At 69.0% G+C, this 20,299-nt stretch carries 17 protein-coding genes and 1 CRISPR repeat array; of the genes, 7 read left to right on the top strand and 10 right to left on the bottom strand.

The window, feature by feature from the left end:
- Positions 1-91: 91 nt before the first annotated feature.
- Positions 92-367: a hypothetical protein gene (locus ACFYWM_RS43670; protein WP_389927495.1), complete on the bottom strand. Its 276-nt coding sequence runs from the start codon at positions 365-367 to the stop codon at positions 92-94.
- 901 nt (positions 368-1,268) lie between these two features.
- Between ACFYWM_RS43670 and ACFYWM_RS43665 the strand changes: the two genes are divergently transcribed.
- Positions 1,269-2,507: an NAD(P)/FAD-dependent oxidoreductase gene (locus ACFYWM_RS43665; RefSeq protein WP_389927493.1), complete on the top strand. Its 1,239-nt coding sequence runs from the start codon at positions 1,269-1,271 to the stop codon at positions 2,505-2,507.
- A 186-nt stretch (positions 2,508-2,693) separates the two neighbouring features.
- Entirely contained in the window at positions 2,694-3,269 is a 576-nt protein-coding gene (locus ACFYWM_RS43660; protein ID WP_389927490.1) for a GNAT family N-acetyltransferase, read from the top strand.
- Position 3,270: 1 nt separating this feature from the next.
- Here the strand turns inward: ACFYWM_RS43660 and ACFYWM_RS43655 are convergent, their stop codons facing one another.
- The gene (locus ACFYWM_RS43655; protein WP_389927487.1) at positions 3,271-4,881 is read right to left on the bottom strand and encodes a hypothetical protein; all 1,611 of its coding nucleotides are present in this window, start codon (positions 4,879-4,881) and stop codon (positions 3,271-3,273) included.
- A 326-nt stretch (positions 4,882-5,207) separates the two neighbouring features.
- On the opposite strand from ACFYWM_RS43655, the gene ACFYWM_RS43650 reads away from it, so the two are divergent.
- Both ACFYWM_RS43650 and ACFYWM_RS43645 read left to right on the top strand, forming a co-directional pair.
- Positions 5,208-5,801, top strand: coding sequence for an ATP-binding protein (locus tag ACFYWM_RS43650; RefSeq protein ID WP_389927484.1), 594 nt, complete (start codon positions 5,208-5,210; stop codon positions 5,799-5,801).
- A gap of 173 nt (positions 5,802-5,974) precedes the next feature.
- Complete coding sequence (locus ACFYWM_RS43645; protein WP_389927481.1) at positions 5,975-6,721, top strand: hypothetical protein; 747 nt, start codon at positions 5,975-5,977, stop codon at positions 6,719-6,721.
- 35 nt (positions 6,722-6,756) lie between these two features.
- Here ACFYWM_RS43645 and ACFYWM_RS43640 read toward each other — a convergent pair whose 3' ends face one another.
- Together ACFYWM_RS43640 and ACFYWM_RS43635 are read right to left on the bottom strand one after the other, a co-directional pair.
- Positions 6,757-7,011 carry a hypothetical protein gene (locus ACFYWM_RS43640; protein WP_389927479.1) on the bottom strand — a complete coding sequence of 85 codons (255 nt, stop codon included), beginning with the start codon at positions 7,009-7,011 and terminating at the stop codon, positions 6,757-6,759.
- Between the two features lie 424 nt (positions 7,012-7,435).
- Complete coding sequence (locus tag ACFYWM_RS43635; RefSeq protein ID WP_389927476.1) at positions 7,436-11,251, bottom strand: S8 family serine peptidase; 3,816 nt, start codon at positions 11,249-11,251, stop codon at positions 7,436-7,438.
- Positions 11,252-11,545: 294 nt separating this feature from the next.
- Here ACFYWM_RS43635 and ACFYWM_RS43630 point away from each other — a divergent pair, with 294 nt between their 5' ends.
- Both ACFYWM_RS43630 and ACFYWM_RS43625 read left to right on the top strand, forming a co-directional pair.
- The gene (locus tag ACFYWM_RS43630) at positions 11,546-12,814 is read left to right on the top strand and encodes a hypothetical protein (RefSeq protein WP_389927473.1); all 1,269 of its coding nucleotides are present in this window, start codon (positions 11,546-11,548) and stop codon (positions 12,812-12,814) included.
- 91 nt (positions 12,815-12,905) lie between these two features.
- On the top strand, positions 12,906-13,421 hold the full coding sequence (locus ACFYWM_RS43625) for a hypothetical protein (RefSeq protein ID WP_389927471.1): 516 nt from the start codon (positions 12,906-12,908) through the stop codon (positions 13,419-13,421).
- A 412-nt stretch (positions 13,422-13,833) separates the two neighbouring features.
- On the opposite strand, the gene ACFYWM_RS43620 is transcribed toward ACFYWM_RS43625, so the two are convergent.
- The 6 genes from ACFYWM_RS43620 to ACFYWM_RS43595 form a co-directional block, all read right to left on the bottom strand.
- Entirely contained in the window at positions 13,834-14,274 is a 441-nt protein-coding gene (locus ACFYWM_RS43620; RefSeq protein ID WP_389927468.1) for a hypothetical protein, read from the bottom strand.
- The gene (locus ACFYWM_RS43615) at positions 14,267-14,536 is read right to left on the bottom strand and encodes a hypothetical protein (RefSeq protein WP_362698125.1); all 270 of its coding nucleotides are present in this window, start codon (positions 14,534-14,536) and stop codon (positions 14,267-14,269) included. The genes ACFYWM_RS43620 and ACFYWM_RS43615 overlap by 8 nt, the downstream gene beginning before the upstream one ends.
- Positions 14,537-14,574: 38 nt before the next feature.
- Positions 14,575-14,902: a CRISPR direct-repeat array (repeat unit 36 nt; unit sequence CCCGCAATGAGACCGGTCCGGAGACCGGAGTGAAAC).
- A gap of 264 nt (positions 14,903-15,166) precedes the next feature.
- On the bottom strand, positions 15,167-16,381 hold the full coding sequence (locus tag ACFYWM_RS43610) for a hypothetical protein (RefSeq protein ID WP_389927465.1): 1,215 nt from the start codon (positions 16,379-16,381) through the stop codon (positions 15,167-15,169).
- Positions 16,378-16,662: a hypothetical protein gene (locus tag ACFYWM_RS43605; RefSeq protein WP_389927462.1), complete on the bottom strand. Its 285-nt coding sequence runs from the start codon at positions 16,660-16,662 to the stop codon at positions 16,378-16,380. Before ACFYWM_RS43605 ends, ACFYWM_RS43610 begins: the two co-directional genes overlap by 4 nt.
- On the bottom strand, positions 16,659-19,313 hold the full coding sequence (locus tag ACFYWM_RS43600; RefSeq protein WP_389927460.1) for an SUMF1/EgtB/PvdO family nonheme iron enzyme: 2,655 nt from the start codon (positions 19,311-19,313) through the stop codon (positions 16,659-16,661). The genes ACFYWM_RS43605 and ACFYWM_RS43600 overlap by 4 nt, the downstream gene beginning before the upstream one ends.
- Complete coding sequence (locus ACFYWM_RS43595; RefSeq protein ID WP_389927457.1) at positions 19,310-20,059, bottom strand: class I SAM-dependent DNA methyltransferase; 750 nt, start codon at positions 20,057-20,059, stop codon at positions 19,310-19,312. The genes ACFYWM_RS43600 and ACFYWM_RS43595 overlap by 4 nt, the downstream gene beginning before the upstream one ends.
- A gap of 53 nt (positions 20,060-20,112) precedes the next feature.
- Here ACFYWM_RS43595 and ACFYWM_RS43590 point away from each other — a divergent pair.
- Positions 20,113-20,299: hypothetical protein (locus ACFYWM_RS43590; protein ID WP_389927454.1), on the top strand; the 187-nt coding region annotated here is incomplete at its 3' end.

Genomic DNA, 20,299 nt, shown 5'->3' with positions numbered 1-20,299 from the left:
GAAAGCTACCTCGCGGGCCTTCATCTACGCGGAGCCATCGTGTGGCTCCGAAGCCTTCAACCCATCTAAAGATTCAAAGCCCGTACAGGCCCTAGTTGCCCCAGCCGAGAAGCCAGACCTGGCCGTTGGCGCCGTAGCGGTTCTTCTGCCACGGGTATATCCGGGCGGAGCACACGCCCGTGAAACGGTTGTAGGAAGTACAGAAACGCCATCTGTCGGTGACGTCCCAGACATTCCAGCCGACCCCGTACGCCTGGACATTCTGGCAACCCTCGTAAATATAGGTGGGAAGGCTCGTACTTCCGGTACACCCGGCCGAGGTGTACGTGATCCGGACGCCGTCGCCGCACCACGTGTGGTGGGCCATTCCCTCATGAGAGGGGTTCCCGTACGTCGTCACGAGATACCAGCAACCCGTCGCGGCATTGGCGGGACTGAGGTTTCCCGGCCGCCTCGCGGGAGGGAGATTTCCGGTGAACCTGCCCTGGTCCGTGTCGATGATGTCGGGAACCGTTTCCCTCAGACGGGACATGTCGATGTATCGATCGAGTCCCTTTCCGCGGATCTCGGCGGCCGTCAGGGCGCGCACGGTGGGCCTGGGCGGCGGCGCCATCTCCCCGGGCTGGGGTGCGGGTTCCCGCGACTGGGGAGCGGGTTCCCAGGTCTGGGGCGCGGGAGGGTTGTCCGGAACGCTCGGCGGCGCGGGCGCGAAGGCTCCGAGGCTCAGGACGGCCGCCACCGCGAAGGCGCAGCCGACCGTGACTCGGGTGAATCGTCGCTTCAATGGCATACGGAATTCTCCTTATCAAAACAGCGCGCTGCGGGCGGAGCCCTCGACGTCCCCGTCGACGGCGCGATCTTGACGGTGTGGAAAATATATACGCCCCTCTTCCGAGGGGCGCGGAATTCCGTTTCCGGTAGGGTAAACGAAAATTTCCTCATTCTGTCGCCCGAGGATATTGCGTATCTTCTCTGGTGTGCGGACCCGATGTCCGCGGCGGTTTAACGATGATTCTCCCCATGTGTGGGAAGAGAGGTGATGCGCGTTTCTTTCCTGTGCCGGCCGCGCCGCGTTTCGGAATGTCACCGGACCGCGTCCCGCCCGCGTCCGCCGCCCTGCCGTCATTCGTCGTGGTATGTCCTGCGTCGCGCCGGTTCCTATCTATGAGTGCGGATACCGGTGGTCGCTTTCCGCGGGAACGGGTGAACGACCTGCCGCCTCCCGCGATCGTTGGAACCGGCGGGGGAATGGGAGTAGGAAGGAACCTATGACTACCGAGCAGACGTTCGTCATCGTCGGAGCGGGCCTGGCGGGTGCCAAGGCGGCGGAGTCCCTGCGCGACGAGGGCTTCGAGGGCGCGATCACGCTGATCGGCGCCGAGACCGAACCGCCCTACGAGCGGCCCCCGCTCTCGAAGAGCTACCTGCTCGGCAAGGAGGAGAAGGCCAAGCTCTACGTCCACGACGACGACTGGTACGCCGCCAACTCCGTGGAGCGGCTGCTCGGACGCCGCGCGAGGGGCCTCGACCGGGCGACGCACCACGTGGAACTCGACGACGGCCGGCTCATCCGGTACGACAAGCTGCTGCTCGTCCCCGGCTCCTCCCCGCGCCGCCTCGACGTGCCCGGCGCAGACCTGGACGGAGTGCACCACCTGCGCAGCCTCGGCGACTCCGAGCGGCTGCGCGAGGCCATCCGTGACGGCGGCAGGCGGGTGGTGGTCGTCGGCGCGGGCTGGATCGGGCTGGAGACCGCCGCGGCCGCCAGGGAGTACGGCTGCGAGGTGACCGTCGTCGAGCCGAGGGCGGTGCCGCTGCACGCCGCGCTCGGCCCCGAACTGGGCGCCTTCTTCGCCGACGTGCACCGGCGCCACGGCGTCGACGTGCGGCTCGGCCGCGAGGTGACCGGGCTCCTCGGCCCCGACCGCGTCCGCGCGGTCGCCACCCACGACGGCGAGGAGATCCCGGCCGACCTCGTGATCGTCGGCATCGGCGTGAGTCCCAACACCGAGCTCGCCGAGCGGGCGGGCCTGGCCGTGGACAACGGGATCCTCGTCAGCGAGTCCCTCCGCACCGACGACCCCGACGTCTACGCCGCCGGTGACGTGGCCAACGCGTTCAACCCCCTGTACGGCACCCGCATCCGCGTCGAGCACTGGGCCAACGCCCTCAACGGGGGAGTGGCCGTGGCCAGGTCCATGCTCGGCCAGGAGGTGGTCTACGACAGGCCGCCGTACTTCTTCACCGACCAGTACGACGTCGGCATGGAGTTCTCCGGCTGGTTCGCGCCCGGCGGATACGACTCCGTGGTCGTCCGTGGAGAGCTGGAGTCGGAGGCCTTCCACGCCTTCTGGCTCGCCGGAGGACGCGTCGTGGCGGGGATGCACGTCAACCAGTGGGACGAGGGCATCTCGCCGGCACAGGAGCTCATCCGCGGCGGCGCGACCGTCGACCCCGGCCGGCTCGCCGACCTCTCCGTGCCGCTGGCCGCCCTCGCGAAGGGCTGACCCGCCTCCCGCCGCCCTCGCCGAAGAACCACACCCCGCCCCGCCCCCTCATAAGGGAACCCGCGCGGGAACCCGTACAGGAACCCCTGCGGGAATCCGTGCAGGAACCGGAACGGCTACCGCACCCGTCCACGGGTAAGGAGCCCTCCCAGACGAGGAGGGTGCGAAGGAGGCGAGGAGGCCGGCATGACCGACACGACCCCCACTGACGAGATGACCGTGGAGACACACGGACGCCGGGAGGCGCTCGCGCTGGCCGGGACGATCTGCGACCTCTACGAGGCGGTGTTCTCGCTGCCTCCTTTCGACGGGAACGCCGCCGAGTTCGCCAACCAGCGCGCCTACTTCCCCAGGCTGGCCGAACGGCCCGGGTTCCGGCTGACCACCGCGCGGTCCGGGCCGGAGTTCGTCGGGTTCGGGTACGGATACCTGCTGCCGCCCGACACCCGCTGGTGGAGCGCGCTGGCCGAACCGGTCGACGAGGAGTTCGCGGCCGAGACCGGGACCAGGACGTTCGCCGTCATCGACTACGGGGTGCTGCCCGACCGGCGGGGCGCCGGAGCCGGGCACCGGATCCACGACGAGCTGCTCTCGGGATCCGGTGCCGAGCGGGCCACGCTCTCGGTGCAACCGAAAGCCGTGCGGACCCGGGAGATCTATCGGAGATGGGGATGGCGGAAGGTGTCGCACAGGCTGATGGACCCGCCGATCCCCGCCCCGGTCTTCGACATCCTGGTGCTGGAGGAGATGCCCGGGGCGTGAGTCAGGCGATGAGCTGGAAGGCGTGCAACTTCTCGTCCAGGGTGGCGACCTGGCGGGTCCTCGCCCACGGATTCAGCGTCTCGCGGATCTCCACCACCGAGCGGGCCAGCCGCGGCGAGGTGTTCCTGCAGGTGAGGCGGGCGGCCTCGCCGATCTGCTCGCACGCCTCGTCGATGGCGCGCAACTGGAGGTGCCCGCGCGCCAGATCCAGGCGGCTGAACGCCAGGTTGCGGACGAACGCCGGGTCGATCCTGGCCAGGGACCGCGAGGCCATCTCGACGGCGGTCCGGGCGTCGCCCATGTCCAGCAGGCACTTGGTCCTGGTCGACAGATACTGCCCGTCGCCGTAGAAGTAGAGAAGCTTGGCCCCCACGTCGCCCTCGCCCGCGTGACCCAGCTCGCGCCGGGCCTGGTCGAGGCTGGTCATGCACCGGGTGTGGTCCTTGTGCCGGTCGTTCTTGGCCGAGCGGCGCAGCACCGCCGAGTAGGCGCGGGCCCCCACGTCACACGCGTACGACACCAGCAGCTTGCTGTTGGAGCGGTGCCCCCAGGCCAGGGCGCCCAGCGCGTGCTCGACACCTTGACGGGGGTCGCCCCGCCAGGTCGCCAGCTGCGACCAGTTGGCGAGGACGAAGCTGTTCATCGCGTCGTCGTCGGCCTGGTGCGCGGCTAACTTGGCCTGCTCGTAGTAGTGGTCGGCCCCGTTGAAGTCGTTGAGGTTGAACAGCACCCAGGCGGTGAACCGGCAGATGTTGGCCAGCAGCGACAGCAGCCGCTCGCGCACCGCGTCGTTCGACGCGGACGGGATGAGCGACCGCACCAGGTGGTGCTGGGCGAGCACGGTCCCCAGCACCGCCTGGGGGCCGAGGGTGTCCTCCTGGCGCATGCAGTGGTGCAGCACCGCGTCGATGTGGTCGACGGTGGCCTCGTCCACCCGGGACGGTTCGGCGGCGATCAGGGCGAGCCGGTCGACCTCGTCGTCGTTGAGCCGGTCCAGCAGCGGGGAGGCCGCCGCCGCGGCCGCCGCAGCCCTGATCAGGGCGAGCACGTCGCGCCGTTTCATGGTCGCCGCCCACTGGGCGAGCGCCCGCACCAGGGCGTCGTACTCCTCGTCGCGCGAGGTCCCGGACGGCACGGGCCCGGTGGGCAGGGCGGGCAGGGCGGCCAGCACCCCCTGGATGTCCTCGGGGCCGAGGCTGCCCGCGGCCCCGGCCGCCACCAGCGCCCGCCCCCCGGAGCGGGTGGCCGGCGCGTTGTGCTCGTCGGCATCGCGGTGGTCTTCACCGTCGACCAGGTCGGCGGTGCGGCACTGGTAGATGCGGGCCAGCCGGTTGAGCCCGGCGATCGGCGGCTCGTTGCCGGTGGGGCCGGGCCACGCTTCCCACGACCCGAGTTTCCGGGTCGTCAGTGGCTCGTTCGGCCAGTACTCGTTCCATAGATGGCAGACCTTGGCTTGTGTCAGTCGATGCGCCTCGCGGAAACCCTGGCGGGAGTTGAGGCGCCAACGTAGCTTGAACTCGGCGGCGACCTCGGCCCACGTGAAACCACGTCCGCGGAGCTCGGCGCTGAAGGCGTCCATCTGCTGCTTGACGCTGCGCGGTGCACGTGGCATCGGCTCGGCCCCTCCCGGCGGGTTCTCCGGCGGCGATTCTTCGGGCCGAACGTTACTGGTCGATCACGTTCAGTGACTGCCGAGTGCAGAAATCGGCGACCAGATCTCCGCTCCCTGTCGCGACGTTGCTCTGCGGGGTGACTTGGCCCCCGAGGGTGACGAACAGACTCGGTGGCGTCGCCTGTTTCCAGCACGCTCCGTGCAGCAGGGTTGAGGACAACGCCGGAGCCGTGGATTCGTGGGGTCTCAGCGCTCGGGCGGGGGCGTCCCCATTCTGCGCCGGGGACGCGCGACCGAACCTTCGTTGAACCTCCCTGGAGCCACCAATGACCGTGCTCCCCGTCGAACGGCCGGGACCGATGCACTCACCGTTTCACCCTGATCCGGACGCCGCCGACCACCTGTCCCTGGACGCGAACGAGTTGCGGCTGGCGGCGCAGCCGGCCGCGGCCTCCCGGGCACGCGACTTCACGCGGGCGCAACTGCTGGCGTGGGGGCTGGAGGAGCTGTCCGACCTTTGCGTCCTGGTCGTCTCCGAGATGACCACCAACGCCATCAAGGCCACCGCCACCCCGCCCGTCCCGTACGGCTACCCCCACCCGCCCGGTCACGCCGGCGCGCGGGCCGCCGGCCCGTACCCGATCCTGCTGCGGCTCCGCCTCACCACCGGGGGCCTGTTCGCCGAGGTCTGGGACGGCTGCGACGGCACGCCCGAGGTCGTCGAGGCGGGGGAGGACGACGAGAGCGGCCGGGGCCTGTGGCTCGTCGGCATGTGCACCGACGAATGGGGCCACTACCTGTCGCCGGACGGCGGCAAGGTCGTCTTCGGCCGCTGGGCCCTGCCGTCCGCCTGGCGCGCCTCGGACACGGTGTTCCCGCGCCCGTACGCCTACTCACGGACCCGCGCGACGCGCGGCTGACCCCTCACTCGCGCGGGATCCACGTTCGTGTCCGGCGGGCGGCCCCTTCGCCTTCACCGGCGCCCGCTCCGCGACGGACGAACTCCTCGCGGCCTTCCCCGGGAAGCGATCCTGAGGTTCGGTTTCGGTCGCCCGGGGCCCGCCACCTCGCTCGTGAAGGGCAGAATGCCGGGATGGATACGATCCTGCGTGCCGCGAGCGAAGTGGTGGGTGCCGAGCTGTCCGATCCGGTCGACCTCGGGGGCAACCCGCGCAGCGTCGTCCTGCGCTGCCGGACGGCCGCGGGCGGCAGCGTCGTCGTCAAGGGTTTCGGTACGGACCCCGAGGGCCTGCGCGCCTTCACCGCGGAGGCGGCCGGGCTCTCGCTGGGGCTGGCCGGTCCCGAGTTGCTGGGCGTGGACGCCTCGGTCCCGCTGCTGGTGATGGAGGACCTGGGGTCCGCGCCGACACTGGCGGACGTGCTGCTCGGCGACGATCCGCAGGCGGCCCTCGACGGCCTGTCGGCCTGGGCGCGCGGGCTCGGACGGCTGTCCGCCGCGTCGGTCCACCGGCGCGCCGACCTGACCGCTTTGTCGGCCCGGTACGGCCTGGGCGTGCCCTCCTGGGACGAGGACCCGTGGCTGCTGCGGTACGCGGCCGGGTTCCCCTCGGCGCTCGCCGGGATCGGGGTCGAGGCGCCGCCGGAGCTGGCCGGGGAGCTGGAACGGATCGCGACGACGGGCGCGGACGAGTACCTCGCCTTCACCCCCGGCGACACCTGCCCGGAGACGCTGCGGCAGCTGCTGAGACACCGCTGGGAGACGGCGAGCACCCTGGAGGAGTTCCCGGCCTTCTCGGAGACGATGCGGCTGCTGCTCCGGGAGGTGGCCGGAGGCTGGGACGTCCCCCCGCTGCCGGGATATCCCGCCTTCGGCGGCTGAGAATCCGGCGGGAACCGGGGCGGGGGGACCGGATGTCAGGTCGCGAATATCAACCAGAGATTCCAGCCGCCGCCGGACGCCAGGCATTCGTAGTCGTCGGCCCCGCCGGGATTGTGCGGCCACAGGTACTCCTCGCCCACGGCGACGCACTGGCCGTGGGTTTGGTAATGGCCGTGGTACTGCCAGTAGTCCATCGCGGCGGCACCCTGACCAGCTGAAGCGGCTGCCGGCACGCCGCCGGTGAGCGCGAGGGCGAACACCGTGAAAAGCCCTGCGGACAGCACGCGCATGCGAATTCCCATGGAAAGACCCCTCCGAAGTACGATCATCGCCGCCCCTCATTGAATGAAAGGTTCACTCCTCTCGCAAGGGGACGGAAAAGGGGGTCCGAAAGGGTCGATAAGTTCTTTTGACAATTGGGCCGCAGCGTGAGGCGGGGTGGAACGATCCGTTTCCGGCTTGTTGGGCACGCCACGACGAGACCGAATTCCATGAATGGAAATGAAACTTTCCGCACCGGCCGGGAGACGCCCGAGCCATGGAGCCTGTGGAGGAGACCGAACGGAGCATCCCCGCGCGCGAGGGGGCGATCCGTTCGCTTGGCGCCCACACGCGTACGCCCGGACCCACCCGGCACGCGGGTGGATCCGGGCGCTTTCGCACCGGGCCCGGCGGGCCCGTCCGTCTCGGGCTACTTCCAGCCCGAAGGTCCGGTTACTTCAGCCCGAAGGCCCGGACGATGGTCTGGCTGACGCTGTTGCCCGCGCTGTCGCGGGCGCCGGCGCGCAGGGTGACCGCGCGGGCGCCACCCGGGGCGCGCAGCTTCGTCGTCCAGCCCTTCCTGCCGTGGTCGAGGCTCGCCCTGCTCCAGGTGGCGCCGTCGTCGTAGGAGACGTCCAGGGTGGCGGTGCCGATCCGGCCGGAGTCCACCACCGATGGCAGGTGCAGCGGGGTGACGGTCAGCTCGGCCCGGCGCCCGGCCCGGCCCGCCCGGTCCACCTCGACGTCGTAGTCGAGCTGGATGAGCGGCAGGTCCCTGGTCGAGTTGCTCTCGACGTACCCCGAGCTGAAGTTCCACTCGGTCAGGGTGCGGGTCGAGTACGGGTAGACGGACGTGTCGCGGGACGCCTCGTTGACCAGCCGGTAGGGCAGCCGGTCGGGGCTGACGATCGGCGCCAGCATCAGCGTACGGTCGAGCCGCTCTGTCTTGGCCTGCTCCAGGAGGGTGTCGCCCTGGTAGAGCGAGAGGGTCTGCGTGGCGTTCGCGTTGAAGAGCGCCTCACCCGCGTGGCTGCCGCCCGAGGCACCCCAGGAGGGCACGATGACGACCAGCCCGTCGCCCGCGCGGGTCGGGAGCAGGGACGCCGTGTTCATCCGGGGACGCTGGACCGGGCCGAGCCACCGCGCCTCGCTGGTGGTTCCTCCCTTGTAGGTGAGGATGTCCGAGCTCTGCTGGGTCTCGTCCGGGATGACGAAGAGCGACTCGTGCCAGCGGACGGCGTCGTCCGTGGAGACCCAGTCGGTGCGCCTGCTCTGCGCGGGCAGCGCGCTGGTGTAACCGCTGAACCCGGACTGCAGGCCGTCCTGGAGGTCGATGCGGATCTCCACGGCCGCCTGCTGCCTGTGGTTGTCGAGCGAGACGTCGACGCGGGCCAGGTCGTCCCTGCGCGGCCGGTAGGTCGGGTCGGCCGGGACGGCCCCCTCCCACTTGTGGACGAGGTCGTAGAGGTAGTCGACGGTCGGGTGGGAGACGACGCGCAGCGGCACCGAGCCGCGCCGGAGCTGGGTGATGAGCCGCTCGCCCTCGTCGCGGGTGATCGACGCCACCGCCAGCGGGGCCTCTGTTTGCACGGCGTCCCAGGCGTCGAGCCGGCCGCGGCCGGGGTTGACGATGAGCAGGAGCTTCGCGCCCGCCTTCGCGGCGGCGTCGGCCTGCGCCTCGGGGGTGACGGACTCGCTCCATCGCACCACGGCGACCTTGCCCGACGCCTTCACCCTGGCGAACTCCGCCGCGGACCCCGTACCGGCGAAGACCGAGCCGAAGGTCCAGCGGCCCTCGGGCAGCGGCTTGAAACGGGTCTGGAGCAGCAGGTCGTCGAAGTCGTGCGTCTCAGAGGAGACCGCCAGCCGGGGCTGCTCGTCGCGCCAGCGCGCGGCGAACGTCAGCTTCCCGTCGGTGACCTTCTTGCCGGTGGGCTGCGCCCAGAGGCTGTCGTACTGCACGCCGGGAAGGTAGGCGTCGGCCACGGCGCCGTTGCCGAACCCCCGGTAGAAGTCCAGCCTGGACATCGTCGTGGTCCGAGCCTGGTCCCTGCCGGACGGCAGGACGGACCTGACCTGGCGCGCGGTGGAGGCGTCCAGGGTGATCTCCGTGTCACCGGTGAGAGAGATCTTCGGCTTGCCGAGCAGCACCCTGCCCAGGGAGGACGGGCCGTTGACACCCTCCACGTCGCCCCACATCCACAGGGCGTAGTCGCCGGTCGGCAGCCGCAGCTCGGCGGTGCCGGACGCGTCGACCCCGTGGTACTCGAACGTCTGGTGCCCGTTGGGCAGGTCCCGCGTGATCAGCAGGTCGCCGGCGAGCGGCTTGCCCGCGCGGTCCTTGGCGCGCACGGTGAGCTTCGCCCGCTCGCCCTCCTTGTAGAAGCCGATCGCGGTGTGGGCCAGCAGGGCGCCCTCCGCGTCCTTCGCGTCGAGCCGCGCGCTGAGGTGGCCGTCGAGCTCGGCCCGGTCGACGTTCAGGATCACGTTCACCGTGGCGGTGCCGCGCGCCGGTACCGTGACCTGGGCCGCGGACAGGTCGAACAGGCCCTCGGGGGCCCCGCCGGTGATCGAGAGGTCGAGGGTGACCGGGTTCTCCCCGATGTTGGTGTAGGTGACCGGCCGCTCGCCCTTCTGGCCGGGGGTGTAGGGCCACCGGACCTTGACCTGGGCGGTGGCGGTGGCGAAGACGGTGTTCCGCGTCGCCGCCGCGACGTCGAGCATGCCGCCGCCGACCTGGTACGCGCTGAACTGCTGCAGCAGCTTGCTACTGCTGACCAGGGCGTCCTTGAGCTGCTGCCCGGTCCACCCGGGGTGGGTCTTCGATAGCAGGGCCGCCGCTCCCGCGACGTGCGGGGTGGCCATCGAGGTGCCGCTCATCGTCTGGTACGAGCCCTCGCCCTCGGCCGCGTACTGCGACCTGGCCGCCAGCACGTCCACACCCGGCGCGGCGATCTCCGGCTTGAGCCCGTAGTCCTCCACGCGGGGGCCCCGGCTGGAGAACGGCGCCAGCGCCGTGCCCTTGGGGGCGTAGCTCACCGCGGCCACCGACAGCGCGGCGTCCGCGGTGCTCGGCGCGCTCACCGTGCTCTCCTCGGGGCCCGCGTTGCCTGCCGCGATGGTGAACAGCGCGCCGGTCTCGGCGCTGAGCTCGTTGACGGCCTGGCTGAGCGGGTCGGTGCCGTCCGTGGGCCCGCCGCCGAGGCTCATGCTGACGATCTTGGCCTTCTGGTCCCGGGCGGCCCACTCCATGCCCGCGATGATCCAGGAGTCCTGGCCGCTTCCCAGGTTGTCCAGGACCTTGCCGACCACCAGGTCCGCGCCCGGGGCGACACCCTTCTCCAGGCCCCCGGAGGCGGCGCCGGTACCGGCGATCGTGGAGGCCACGTGCGTACCGTGGCCGTGGTGGTCCTTCACGTCCTCGCCGGGGACGAAGGTGGCGGTGTTCTTCACCCGGTCCCTGAGGTCGGGGTGCTCGGCGTCGACCCCGGTGTCGAGGACGGCGACCTTCACCCCCTCGCCGGTGTTCCCGGCCGCCCACACCTCGGGGGCACCGGTCTGCGCGACGGTGTCGGCCAGGTTCGCCTCGGCCTTGCCGTCGAGCCACACCTTGGCGATCCCCGAGGTGAGGGAGGGGACACCGGTCGCGGTGCGCGCTTGTGCCCCCGGGGCCGAGCCGGTGAGCGCGGTCCAGAAGCCCGCCGCGCCGTCACGGTCCGCGGACAGCGCGGCGCCCTGGATGCTGCTGAGCGTACGGACCTTCTCGGCCCCGCCCGGCACCTTCTCGGCACGCCTGCCCACCGCGTCGTCGGTGTAGGTGACGATGAGGGGGAGGTGGTCGCTGTTCGCGTCGTCGTAGCCGTCCTCGACGAGCCGCGTGACGTCGAAGAGGCCCTCGTCGAGGAGCCCGGCGCCGACGTACCGCGCGGCCGAGTCGGGATACACGTAGGTGTGGCCGTCGACGGTGCTGACCCGGGCGCCGACGCGCCCGCCGTCCGGGCCGGTCACCGACACGACGGTCAGGGCACCGGCCACGCGTACGAGCGTGACCTTGTCCCCGGTGATGAGCGTGACGGTGAGCCGGGTCCCGGTGGTCCCGGCGGGCTTCGCCGGGGTGTCCCCGGGAGCGGTCGCGGAGGCTGTGGTGCCGGAGGGTCCGGTGACGGTGGCGGCAGCGGCAGAAACCGACACCGGCGAGGCCGCGAGGAGAACCGTGAGCGCGGAGGCGAGGGCGAGCAGCCCGTTCCTCCGTGGGGGAGTGCCGTGCAAGGAGTTTCTCCCGAAGTGGCGATGGTACAAAAAGATCAGGGGACATGATTCGGGATAAAACGGGCGTATATCAACAATCCTGTATGGCTAATTTAGGACATGTCGTAATCCCGACAGGCGGATGACGGCCGAGGAAACCACGGGTGGCGCGACTGGAGGTCCTGGAACCTGGGCGGCCACCCCGGCGGAACTCTCACTTGGCCCACCCGCCGACACTAAGATCAACAAATGCTCAAGCCGCCCTCCGCAGCGCAGACGACACCGCCCCCGAGAACCCGTCCGAGAGCGGGCCGGATGCTGCGACGGGTGCTCGCCGTCGCGGTCAGCGTCTGCGCGCTGCTGGGCGCGGTACGGCTCGTCGTGCCCGCCGCCGCGGGAACGACCGACGAGCCGCCCGGGGTGCAGCGGCAGCTGACGTTCCTGCGCGCGGCACTCGACGACGGCGCCGGCGACCAGGCGCAGAGCCTGTTCCCCGAGGGATACGTCTTCCTGCACGCGCTGTACGGCCTGAGCTGGGTCGAACTCGGCATGCGCGCACCGGAGGGTGAGCGGTCGGCGGCGCTGCGCGAGGCGCGCTGGGCACTGGCCAAGCTGGAGTCGCCGTCCGGCCGGGCCCCGTTCAGCGCGGACCTCACCCCGCCGCACGGCGTCTTCTACCGGGGCTGGACCAACTGGCTGCGCGGCGGGACGCTCGCCCTGCAACCGCCCGAGCGACGCGACCCGGCCGAGCTGCGCCGCTTCGCCGACGACTCCACCGCGCTCGGCGAGGCGTTCGGCGCCTCGGAGTCGCCCTACCTGGAGGCCTACCCCGGCCAGGCCTGGCCGGTCGACTCGACCGTGGCCATGGCGTCGCTGCGGCTGCACGACACGCTGCTGCCGCCCAGGTTCGCCGCCACCGCCGACCGCTGGCTCCAGGCCGTACGCCAGCGGCTCGACCCCCGCACCGGCCTGCTCCCGCACGAGGCCGAACCCGGCACCGGCGCCCCGGCCGAGGTGGCCAGGGGCAGCTCGCAGAGCCTCGGCCAGCGCTTCCTCATCGAGATCGACCCGGCCTTCGCCGCCGACCAGTACCGGCGCTTCCGCGACCACTACGTCGTCACCCCGCTCGGCCTCGGCCCGGCCGTACGCGAGTACCCCCTTGGCATGGACGGCCCCGGCGACGTCGACTCCGGCCCCCTCCCGCTCGGCGTGAGCCTCTCGGCGACCGCGGTAGCCCTCGGCACCGCCCAGATCCACGGCGACGCCCCCCTGGCCGAGGCGTTGGCGAACTACGGCGAACTGGCCGGCCTCCCGATCGACACCCCCTGGACGAAGAGGTACGCCTTCGGCCTGCTCCCGATCGGCGACGCCTTCCTGGCCTGGTCGAAGACGGCCCGCCCCTGGGTGTCGTCAATCCCTGCCCCGCCCCCGGCGACCATCTCGGGATGGTGGCGCATGCCACTGCTGGCGTTGCTGCTCGTCATCGGGGTCGCGCCTTGGGTACCTGCTTTGGTACGGCGCTACCGAGGAGGTCGAGCCCGTCCCGGGGGCGCGGGCGAGTCGGGCGGGGCAGCAACCAAATGAGTTCGGCCACGTCTGGGAACATGATTGGTTTCTGTAGTGAGCTGTCTATCCAAACCGGGGTAACTCCGGAAGTGCCCTATACGATCTTGCAATGCTGACGCGGAAGAGTCCGTCAACGGTCCGTGGTCCGTGGGCGTGGTTCGTAATGGCGATAGGCGCTTCGCTGGTGCCGTGGGTGTTGCTCGCCACGACGGAGGGCGAATGGTCCTTCCCTCCGCTGCCTTTGGCGATGTTCGCCACTTTGTTCCCCGGGGTCTCGAACCAGGAGTTCATAGCCCTGGACCTCTTCGTCATCGGCGTCCTGCCGCTTCTGCTGGGCGTCGCCGCCATGAAAAGATCTCGCACGCTGATCGGCACCACCAGCGTGATCTGCGGTGTCCTGACCCTGCTCCATCTGTGGCTCGTGCTGGGAGCGCTGCCGATAACCCTTCCGCCGGCGGACGCCACCCCGGACATGCTCGCCGGCAGCCAACCGGACTACTACTTCGGTACGCTCCCGTACGGAGGATTCTGGGCTCTGGCTCCTGTCGCCTACGCGGTCAGCACTGTCGTACTCCTTGTCGCCACCCGACGGAGAAGTCGCGACTCGATGCATCACCAGATTTGATCGGGGGCGATCCATGGTGTCTGCCCACTCTTCCTCGCACCGGTCCGACGATTGATCATTTTCTTGGATACTGCCGACGTCATTCTGTTTAGGAGTTTTGAATACCGGTGTGAAATCCGCGGCCTGGGTGATCCGCCTGATGGTGTCGGCCCACCCACAATGAGACCGGTCCGGAGACCGGGATGAAAGACATACTCGCTGTTCCCCTGACGACCGACCAGCCAGGTCCGCAATGAGACCGGTTCCGAAACCGGAGTGAAACGGTGTCCGTCAGGAGTTGGGAGGTCCAGGCCTCGGGAACGCCGCAATGGGACCGGTTCGGGGACCGGGGTGAAACATGCGGCCTGGAGCCCGTGCTATGCCGTTCGTGTTGTGAAAGCGACGGAGTACTCGATCGTGAAAGGTGTTTGCCTTACTGGTCTGGGTCAGCGATCTCGATGATGTGCAACGGCGCGTCCAGGGTGCTCGACAGCGATGCCCACATAGAGGCTTTGAGCGTGAGGATCGGGCAGATCGCCACGTCAGCGATCGCGGCCGTGTGAGCGTCGAACGAGTTGAGCTCGGTTGACGACATGAGGTTCACCATGGCGGCGAGTTTCGCGGCTTGGTGAATGCCATCAAGCGGAGCGACGGTGGTGCGTTCGAACGCGGCCAGGCCGGTGAGGAGAGCCTGTGCGTCTGGGAGGCCCTGGCTGTCGAGCAAGGCGCCGGCCGCCGTGAGGGACGGGATGATCAGAGAGTGACCGGCCCGATCGAAGTCCTGCAGGAAGCCGATCAGATCGGCGTCACCCCGGGCGACATCGACGAGGACGCTGGAGTCGAGGATGTAGGGGGTGGGGGTGAAGTCACTCACCGGGCGCCGCCGGGAACCCTTGCTCGGCGAGTTGGAGGTTCACGTGCCGCCGCATGCGCGCCACCCGGTCGGGGTCGGCGCTGCGGGCGCGTTCCCGCAGGAGGGCCAGGCCGTGCTGGTCGGCGATGCGTTTGGCGGCGACGGAGTCGTTGAAGACGGCGGCGACGCTGGTTGCCTTGCCGGTGGCAACCAGATGTTCGGCGTATCTGGCGACGTCGGGGTCGACGGTGATCGTAATTCGTTCCTTCTTCTCTCCGCTCATACTCGGCATCATACTCAGGTGATGCTGGCTGGGCAGGAGGAGCGATGAGACCGGCCCGGTGACCGGGGTGAAACGCTGACCGGCATCACGACCAGCAACAGCGGCACGAACCCGCAATGAGACCAGTCCGGAGACCGGAGTGAAACCCGCTGTCGACGAGGAGATCCGGGACCGCTCACCAATCCCCGCAATGAGACCGGTCCGGAGACCGGAGTGAAACGGCGGAACTGAACGCGGCCGGCGGCGTCAGCCTGGACCCGCAATGAGACCGGTCCGGAGACCGGAGTGAAACAGGGGCCGCGTGTCCCACGAGAACGTGATGGGGTCGGGCCCGCAATGAGACCGGTCCGGAGACCGGAGTGAAACAGTCCGCGAGCTGGTCATATAGCGAAAAACAGTCAAGTCCATGCTGGAAAAGTGTCCGGTTTGCCCCCGTGGCTGCTTGTCTGAGGTTAGGAACCCTCCGGGGAAAATGTGCGTGCTTGGGGTTCCTAACCGTTGCCAGAGGTAGATGGCGTGGACCGAGGAGCTCCAGTAAGACAAGCATTGAGACGCTGTGAATTTTCAAATGGCGAGGCTGCGTACGAGCCAGGATGCCCTCGCGGACCTGCTCTGACAACCTGCATTCCCCTACGCCGTGAAGCGACGCCGTAGCGCTCGGAGGGCGACGCGTGCGGAGCGGGTGCGTAGGAGCAGGGCTGTCAAGACGATGAAAGCCGCGCCGACGGAGGCGTAGAACCAGGGGTCGTCCGGCTCCACGACCTGGAGCAGTGCGAGTGCGATTCCGGCCGGGACGGTGATGAGGGTGAACACCACCACCGCGCTGTTGACGTGGCGGGTCTCGTCTTCGCGGGTGAGCCGGTTGGCATCGCTGATCTCGGTCAGGATCTGTTCGAAGCGTTCACGCAGGCCGTGCTGGCGCTGGTAGGCGGTCAGGAGCCGGTTCGAGATGCCGTGGCTGGTGAGGTGCTGGGCCCACAGGCGGCGTCGGAAGGAGCCGACCTCTCGTTCCAGTTCGGCCATCGCCTCCGGACGGGGAGAGTCGAGCGCGGCCACACTGTGCTCTTCAAGGTGCCTGAGCCCCTGGTTCTGGAGCAGGCCGAGCATGAGGGCGTCCAGATAGATGGAGCGCACGTACAACTCCCCGTACCCGAAGAACCGATCCTCGGCCCCGTCATCGTTACGGACGCCGATCACGCCCACACCGTCGCGCAGGACGGCGGCGTGCCAGTCGACGGAGAGCCTGATGATCTCGCTGTCGGCCGGTTCGAGGTTCTGGGGGTCGGGTGGATAGTCCGCCAGGGTGGTACGCGAGGCCAGGGCCCACAGCCACTGGTGTGTCGCGGGCCAGCGCCAGTATCTGGGCTGGCGATAGAGACGGGGGAGCCCTCTGCCGCCGGGGGTCACGAAGCAGACCGTAAAGGGGCGTCCAGGCTCGATCTTCACTTGACCCTCGACAAGAGACTGCGGGTCGAAGCCGACGGGCGGCACGTTCCGGCGACCGGCCAAGCCGCGCAGCAGCGACAGGGGAGCGCCTCCCCTGGGCCGCAGGTGAACGGCGACCAGCCCGCAGGCGTCCGGCCCGTCGGATGCCCGCAGCGCCTCGACGCCTAGGACCTCGACATCGCCGACGACGCGGTGAACGGGGTCGTGCCAGCGGCGAGGGCGATCGTCTCGCCCGTACAGGACGCGGTTGGCCTTGTCGCTGTAGTACTCGCCGCGTGCCTCGGCGGTGGAGCGCATCTGCCGATGCTGGAGGACCAGCGGCCCGTGTGCCCACTCGGGTGTGGAGGGGAACCGAGCCTCGTAGACGGCGACAACGACCTGCCTCGCCAGCCGGGTCACCGGTAGTAGTCCTCGATATCCGGAAGGTCGAGCCGGATGACGTAGCGCGCCCGTTCCGAATCGTCCGGGTCGACCATGAATCTCACCCGCTCGCCAGTCCGGATCGTACGGAACCCCTCGGTCACGATGTCGGAGTACATGAAGGAGTGGTGCGTCTCGGTATCGATGTCGCGGACCACATACGTGCCCTGGCGGCCGTCGTGCCCGCTGCCCAGTGGCATGCGGTCGACGATGTGGCCGAACCGCTGATCGCTCGCCGTCGCGGTCTCCTCGATGCTCATCCAAGCTCCTCGACACATCTGAAACCGACCGCGTTGCTGCATCCCCGGCGCCGGGACAGCCCCTTGGAGGAGACCTGCAATGCCCGGTACGGGTTGTCGTAGGAGCCGCCGCAGATGACCACCTCGTTGAGGTTCTCCAGCACCGTGCCGGTGATCTCCCAGACGTTCCCGGCCATCTCCCGCACCCCGAACGGCGACACGTTCGCCGGATGCGCGTCGACCGGCCCTGGCATGGCCTGGCTGAGCCGCCCCTGGTCGAGTTCCTCCCGCCACGCCTCGTACGTGATCAAAGGCCGTCCGCTCCACGAGTCGGCGCAGTTGACGATGTCCAGGTCGATGTCGTCACCCCAGGGGAACAGCCGCCCGTCGCCACCCCGCGCGGCGGCTTCCCACTCCAGGGAAGTCGGCAGGCGCTTGCCCTCGAACCGGGCGAAGGCGTGGGCGCTCCAGTAGTTGACGCAGATCGCCGGATGGTTCTCGTACGCCGGGTCGGTGAAGTACTCCTGCACCTTGAGGCGTTCCTGCCACGGCTCGTGGGAGAACTCCGGTGGCTTGTCCGGGTGGTCCCACTGCTGCGAGCCATGTTCCCGTACGGCTTCCAGGAAGCGGTTGTAGCGGCTGACCGTCACGGGAAAGCGGTCGAAGCGCACCGGGCGCTCGACGCGCCGGAGCATCAGGTGGTGACTCGGCCCGACGAGGTACGCGCCCGTGGGCAGGACGCAGTCGTCGGCCGGAGCCTGCGGCGTCTGGCGGGAACGCCGGTAGAGGAACTCCCGGACCTGCTCGGTCAGACGCGGACCCGCCTCGACGGCCGACTCCCGGCCGGCCGGGTCGCGCAGGTGTTCGGCCGCCAGCAGCTCCTGGTAGGCCGAGTGCGCGAACGCGATTCCGGACGAGTCGACGGGCCGGAAGAACTCCTTCAACCGGAAGGCGTCATAGGTCAGCCGCCCTCCCTCGAAGAGGGAGATGCCCAGCTCGTTGACGAGCTCGACGAACGTGAACGTCGTACGGCCACGTAGGAAGGCCGAGCCGAAGTACGCGACGATCGACGGCAGGGCGTCGGTGAGACCGGCCGAGGATGCCACTCGTGTCATGTGTCGCCAGGCGAGATCGACGAGGTGCGGGCGATCGTCACCACCTTCGAGTTCCAGCTCGCGTGCCAGGCGAAGTTCGAGGGGCGTCCCGGCGTCTGTCGCGTCCTGGAGCCGCAGCGCCGAGAAGCGAGGCACGCGCAGCGGGTTCACACCCTGCGCGTGGAGTTGCTGGACGAGCTTCTCCGACACCAGCGCGGTGCCGTCCAGCAGCCGTCGCACCTGCGGGGAGTCCTCAAGGAAGGAGACCCGCGAGCTCGTGACCACCGCCGACTCCGCCGACAACACCTGGGCGAGCTCTGTGAACAGCTCCAGGAACCCCTCCTGGGTCATCGACGGCACCGCCTCGTCAATGCCGTCCAGCGCGCACGCTACCGACCCCGACCGCGCGAAGTAGTGGAAGACGTCGAAGACGTACGAGTTCTCGACGGCCATGTATGGCGCGAGCGTGCGCGTGACGAACTCCCGGAACTCCTCGTCGCGGGCCTTGAGGCTCATGTCGAAGTAGAAGCGGTAGCGGCGCCGGCTCGCCGTCGCCGACCCGGCGACCAGTTGCTTGAGAAGCGTCGACTTACCGCTTCCCGAACGGCCGACGATGAGCAGGTTCCCTCCGGAGGAGGCGACCTCGTCCAGCAGCTGGTCGGCGGCACCGACCCGGGAGATCCGCTGCTCGCCGGTACGTTCGTCCGTGGTGAGCAGGTCACCGGATATCGTCAGGCCCGCCGGGTCGAGCAGCTCCGGGTAGGCGCCGAAGACGTCCGCCAGATGTCGTTCCAGATCGACGAAGGCGTCCATGAAACGGTCGTAGGTGACGATCCGGTAGTCCTCCCCGAGCGGGCTCGGGACCACGTGGACGCTGTTCTCCTCCAGGATGAGAAACCGGGTGAGCTTGGGCAGCTGGGTCTGCAACAGTTCCCCGCCGGTGGCCTCCAGCACCGCGGCCACGTCGTCGACGTTCTTGCTGAGCAGCAGCTCGACGTACTCGCTGCGCAGCCCTCGTTCGCGGAAGAAGAGCTGGTAGACGGTGTTGCGCGACAGTTCGAAGCGCTTGACCGGCTTGTAGTCGAGGGTCAGGTAGAGCCCGGCGAGAAACTCCGCCTTGAGCGCCACCTCGGGGGAGAGCTTGGGCACGTCCCCGGTCAGGATGCCGCTGCCGGTGCTGCCGAACCAGGCCAGCACGTCCAGCAACCGGCGTACGGCCGTCAGCCCGTCCTCGTCGGCGATCTCGTAGCCGTCGTGGGTGGACCGGTTGCGTAGGCGCTGAATGTCGCGAAGCGAGTCGAGGACGCTACTGCTGCGGATATGCGGTTGAGCTCCCTTGATCAGCTCGCTCAGCGCCTTACCACCCGGGTCACCGGGGACGTTGTGGTGCCGCCAGAGCTGTTTGAGGATCCGCTCGGTTATCTTCCCGACCAGGGCGATCGCGTTTTCGGGATATCCGTCGCCGAGCGACTTGATCGGCCGCTCGAAGTCCAGGCCGAGGTGACGGGCGACGCGGGAATGGTCGTCCAACTCGTTGCGGAGCTGGTAGAGACGGCTGTCGAGCTCCACGCTGCTCACGCTTTCACCCCAAATACGAAGGCGAACCGGTCGAGGCACTGTAACTCGGGGCCCGGATGCCTGCCTCGGATTTCCTCGACGCCCTTTTCCAACTCTGCATCATCGAAGCTGGAAAGCAGCGACATGTAGCGGTTTCGGACCATTTGCAGATAACGCTCGGTGCCGAAAGCGAGCGGGAACTCGTCGTAGGTGAGCTCGGTGCCGAGACCACTGCCGCTCATCGCGTCGGCGATGCCGACGGGATCGGGCTGGCGCTCGCGAAACAGCCTCAGCGCCGCGTCGAACAGCGGGTAGTCGATGCTCGTCGGCAACATGACCACGAGCATCCGCCCACCGGGCCGCAGGAGGCGAGCCAGCCCGTCGAGGACCCGGGGCGGATCGGCGACGTGGTGGATCACCTCCTTGAGCAGGATCGCGTCGTAGCCGTCGTGCGGAGGTTGTACGCGCTGCTCCGCGAGCTCCTCGGCCCCGGCGCGCAGCGGGACCAGACGCTCATGAGCGGGAAGCTGGTCGAGCATTGCGGAGGAGGGATCGGCGCAGACCACCACCTCGGCGTGCTCTGCGAGCTCCCGCGCGTACAGGCCGGTCCCGCCTCCGACGTCCAGCACCCGATGTTCCGGGGTGATCCGGAGCCGGTCGAGAATGTTTCCGGTCATCCATTGAATGAATTCCGGACTGTATGCCCAGTTCTCGTCATATTTGTCAGCGAGGCGGTCGTAGTGAGCCCGCGTGACATCGCTCCGCACGAGACATTCCCTCCAAGCCGAGACACCAGGGCAAGCCAAGGGTCCAACGGACGATGAGGTGGGTCAAGGCTGGCCCGAAGGTGGGATTGCTCAGGAAACGCGGATGCTCTTTTGGAGGGGTGAGTATTGAAAGAAGCACATTCAGTGAATGTTTTTCATCCTCGGGTGGCGTGAGCGACACGGTGGTTCTGAAGGACGGCGATGGCCTTGCAGAGATGGCCGGCCTTGGAAGGGCTGCAG

Origin of the sequence: Streptosporangium sp. NPDC002721 (assembly GCF_042888905.1) — a bacterium.
Classification (GTDB): domain Bacteria; phylum Actinomycetota; class Actinomycetes; order Streptosporangiales; family Streptosporangiaceae; genus Streptosporangium.
Note: the sequence above shows the minus strand (reverse complement) of the source record. Positions and strands in the feature narration are given on the sequence as shown.

Excerpts from the sequence above, each read along its gene's own strand:
- ACFYWM_RS43670 (WP_389927495.1), bottom strand. The coding sequence starts at position 367 with ATGGCCCACCACACGTGGTGCGGCGACGGCGTCCGGATCACGTACACC.
- ACFYWM_RS43640 (WP_389927479.1), bottom strand. The coding sequence starts at position 7,011 with ATGCGCGTGCTGTCCGCAGGGCTTTTCACGGTGTTCGCCCTCGCGCTC.
- ACFYWM_RS43615 (WP_362698125.1), bottom strand. The coding sequence starts at position 14,536 with ATGAGCGGAGAGAAGAAGGAACGAATTACGATCACCGTCGACCCCGAC.
- ACFYWM_RS43665 (WP_389927493.1), top strand. The coding sequence starts at position 1,269 with ATGACTACCGAGCAGACGTTCGTCATCGTCGGAGCGGGCCTGGCGGGT.
- ACFYWM_RS43630 (WP_389927473.1), top strand. The coding sequence starts at position 11,546 with ATGCTGCGACGGGTGCTCGCCGTCGCGGTCAGCGTCTGCGCGCTGCTG.
- ACFYWM_RS43660 (WP_389927490.1), top strand. The coding sequence starts at position 2,694 with ATGACCGACACGACCCCCACTGACGAGATGACCGTGGAGACACACGGA.
- ACFYWM_RS43650 (WP_389927484.1), top strand. The coding sequence starts at position 5,208 with ATGACCGTGCTCCCCGTCGAACGGCCGGGACCGATGCACTCACCGTTT.
- ACFYWM_RS43605 (WP_389927462.1), bottom strand. The coding sequence starts at position 16,662 with ATGAGCATCGAGGAGACCGCGACGGCGAGCGATCAGCGGTTCGGCCAC.
- ACFYWM_RS43625 (WP_389927471.1), top strand. The coding sequence starts at position 12,906 with ATGCTGACGCGGAAGAGTCCGTCAACGGTCCGTGGTCCGTGGGCGTGG.
- ACFYWM_RS43645 (WP_389927481.1), top strand. The coding sequence starts at position 5,975 with ATGGATACGATCCTGCGTGCCGCGAGCGAAGTGGTGGGTGCCGAGCTG.
- ACFYWM_RS43655 (WP_389927487.1), bottom strand. The coding sequence starts at position 4,881 with ATGCCACGTGCACCGCGCAGCGTCAAGCAGCAGATGGACGCCTTCAGC.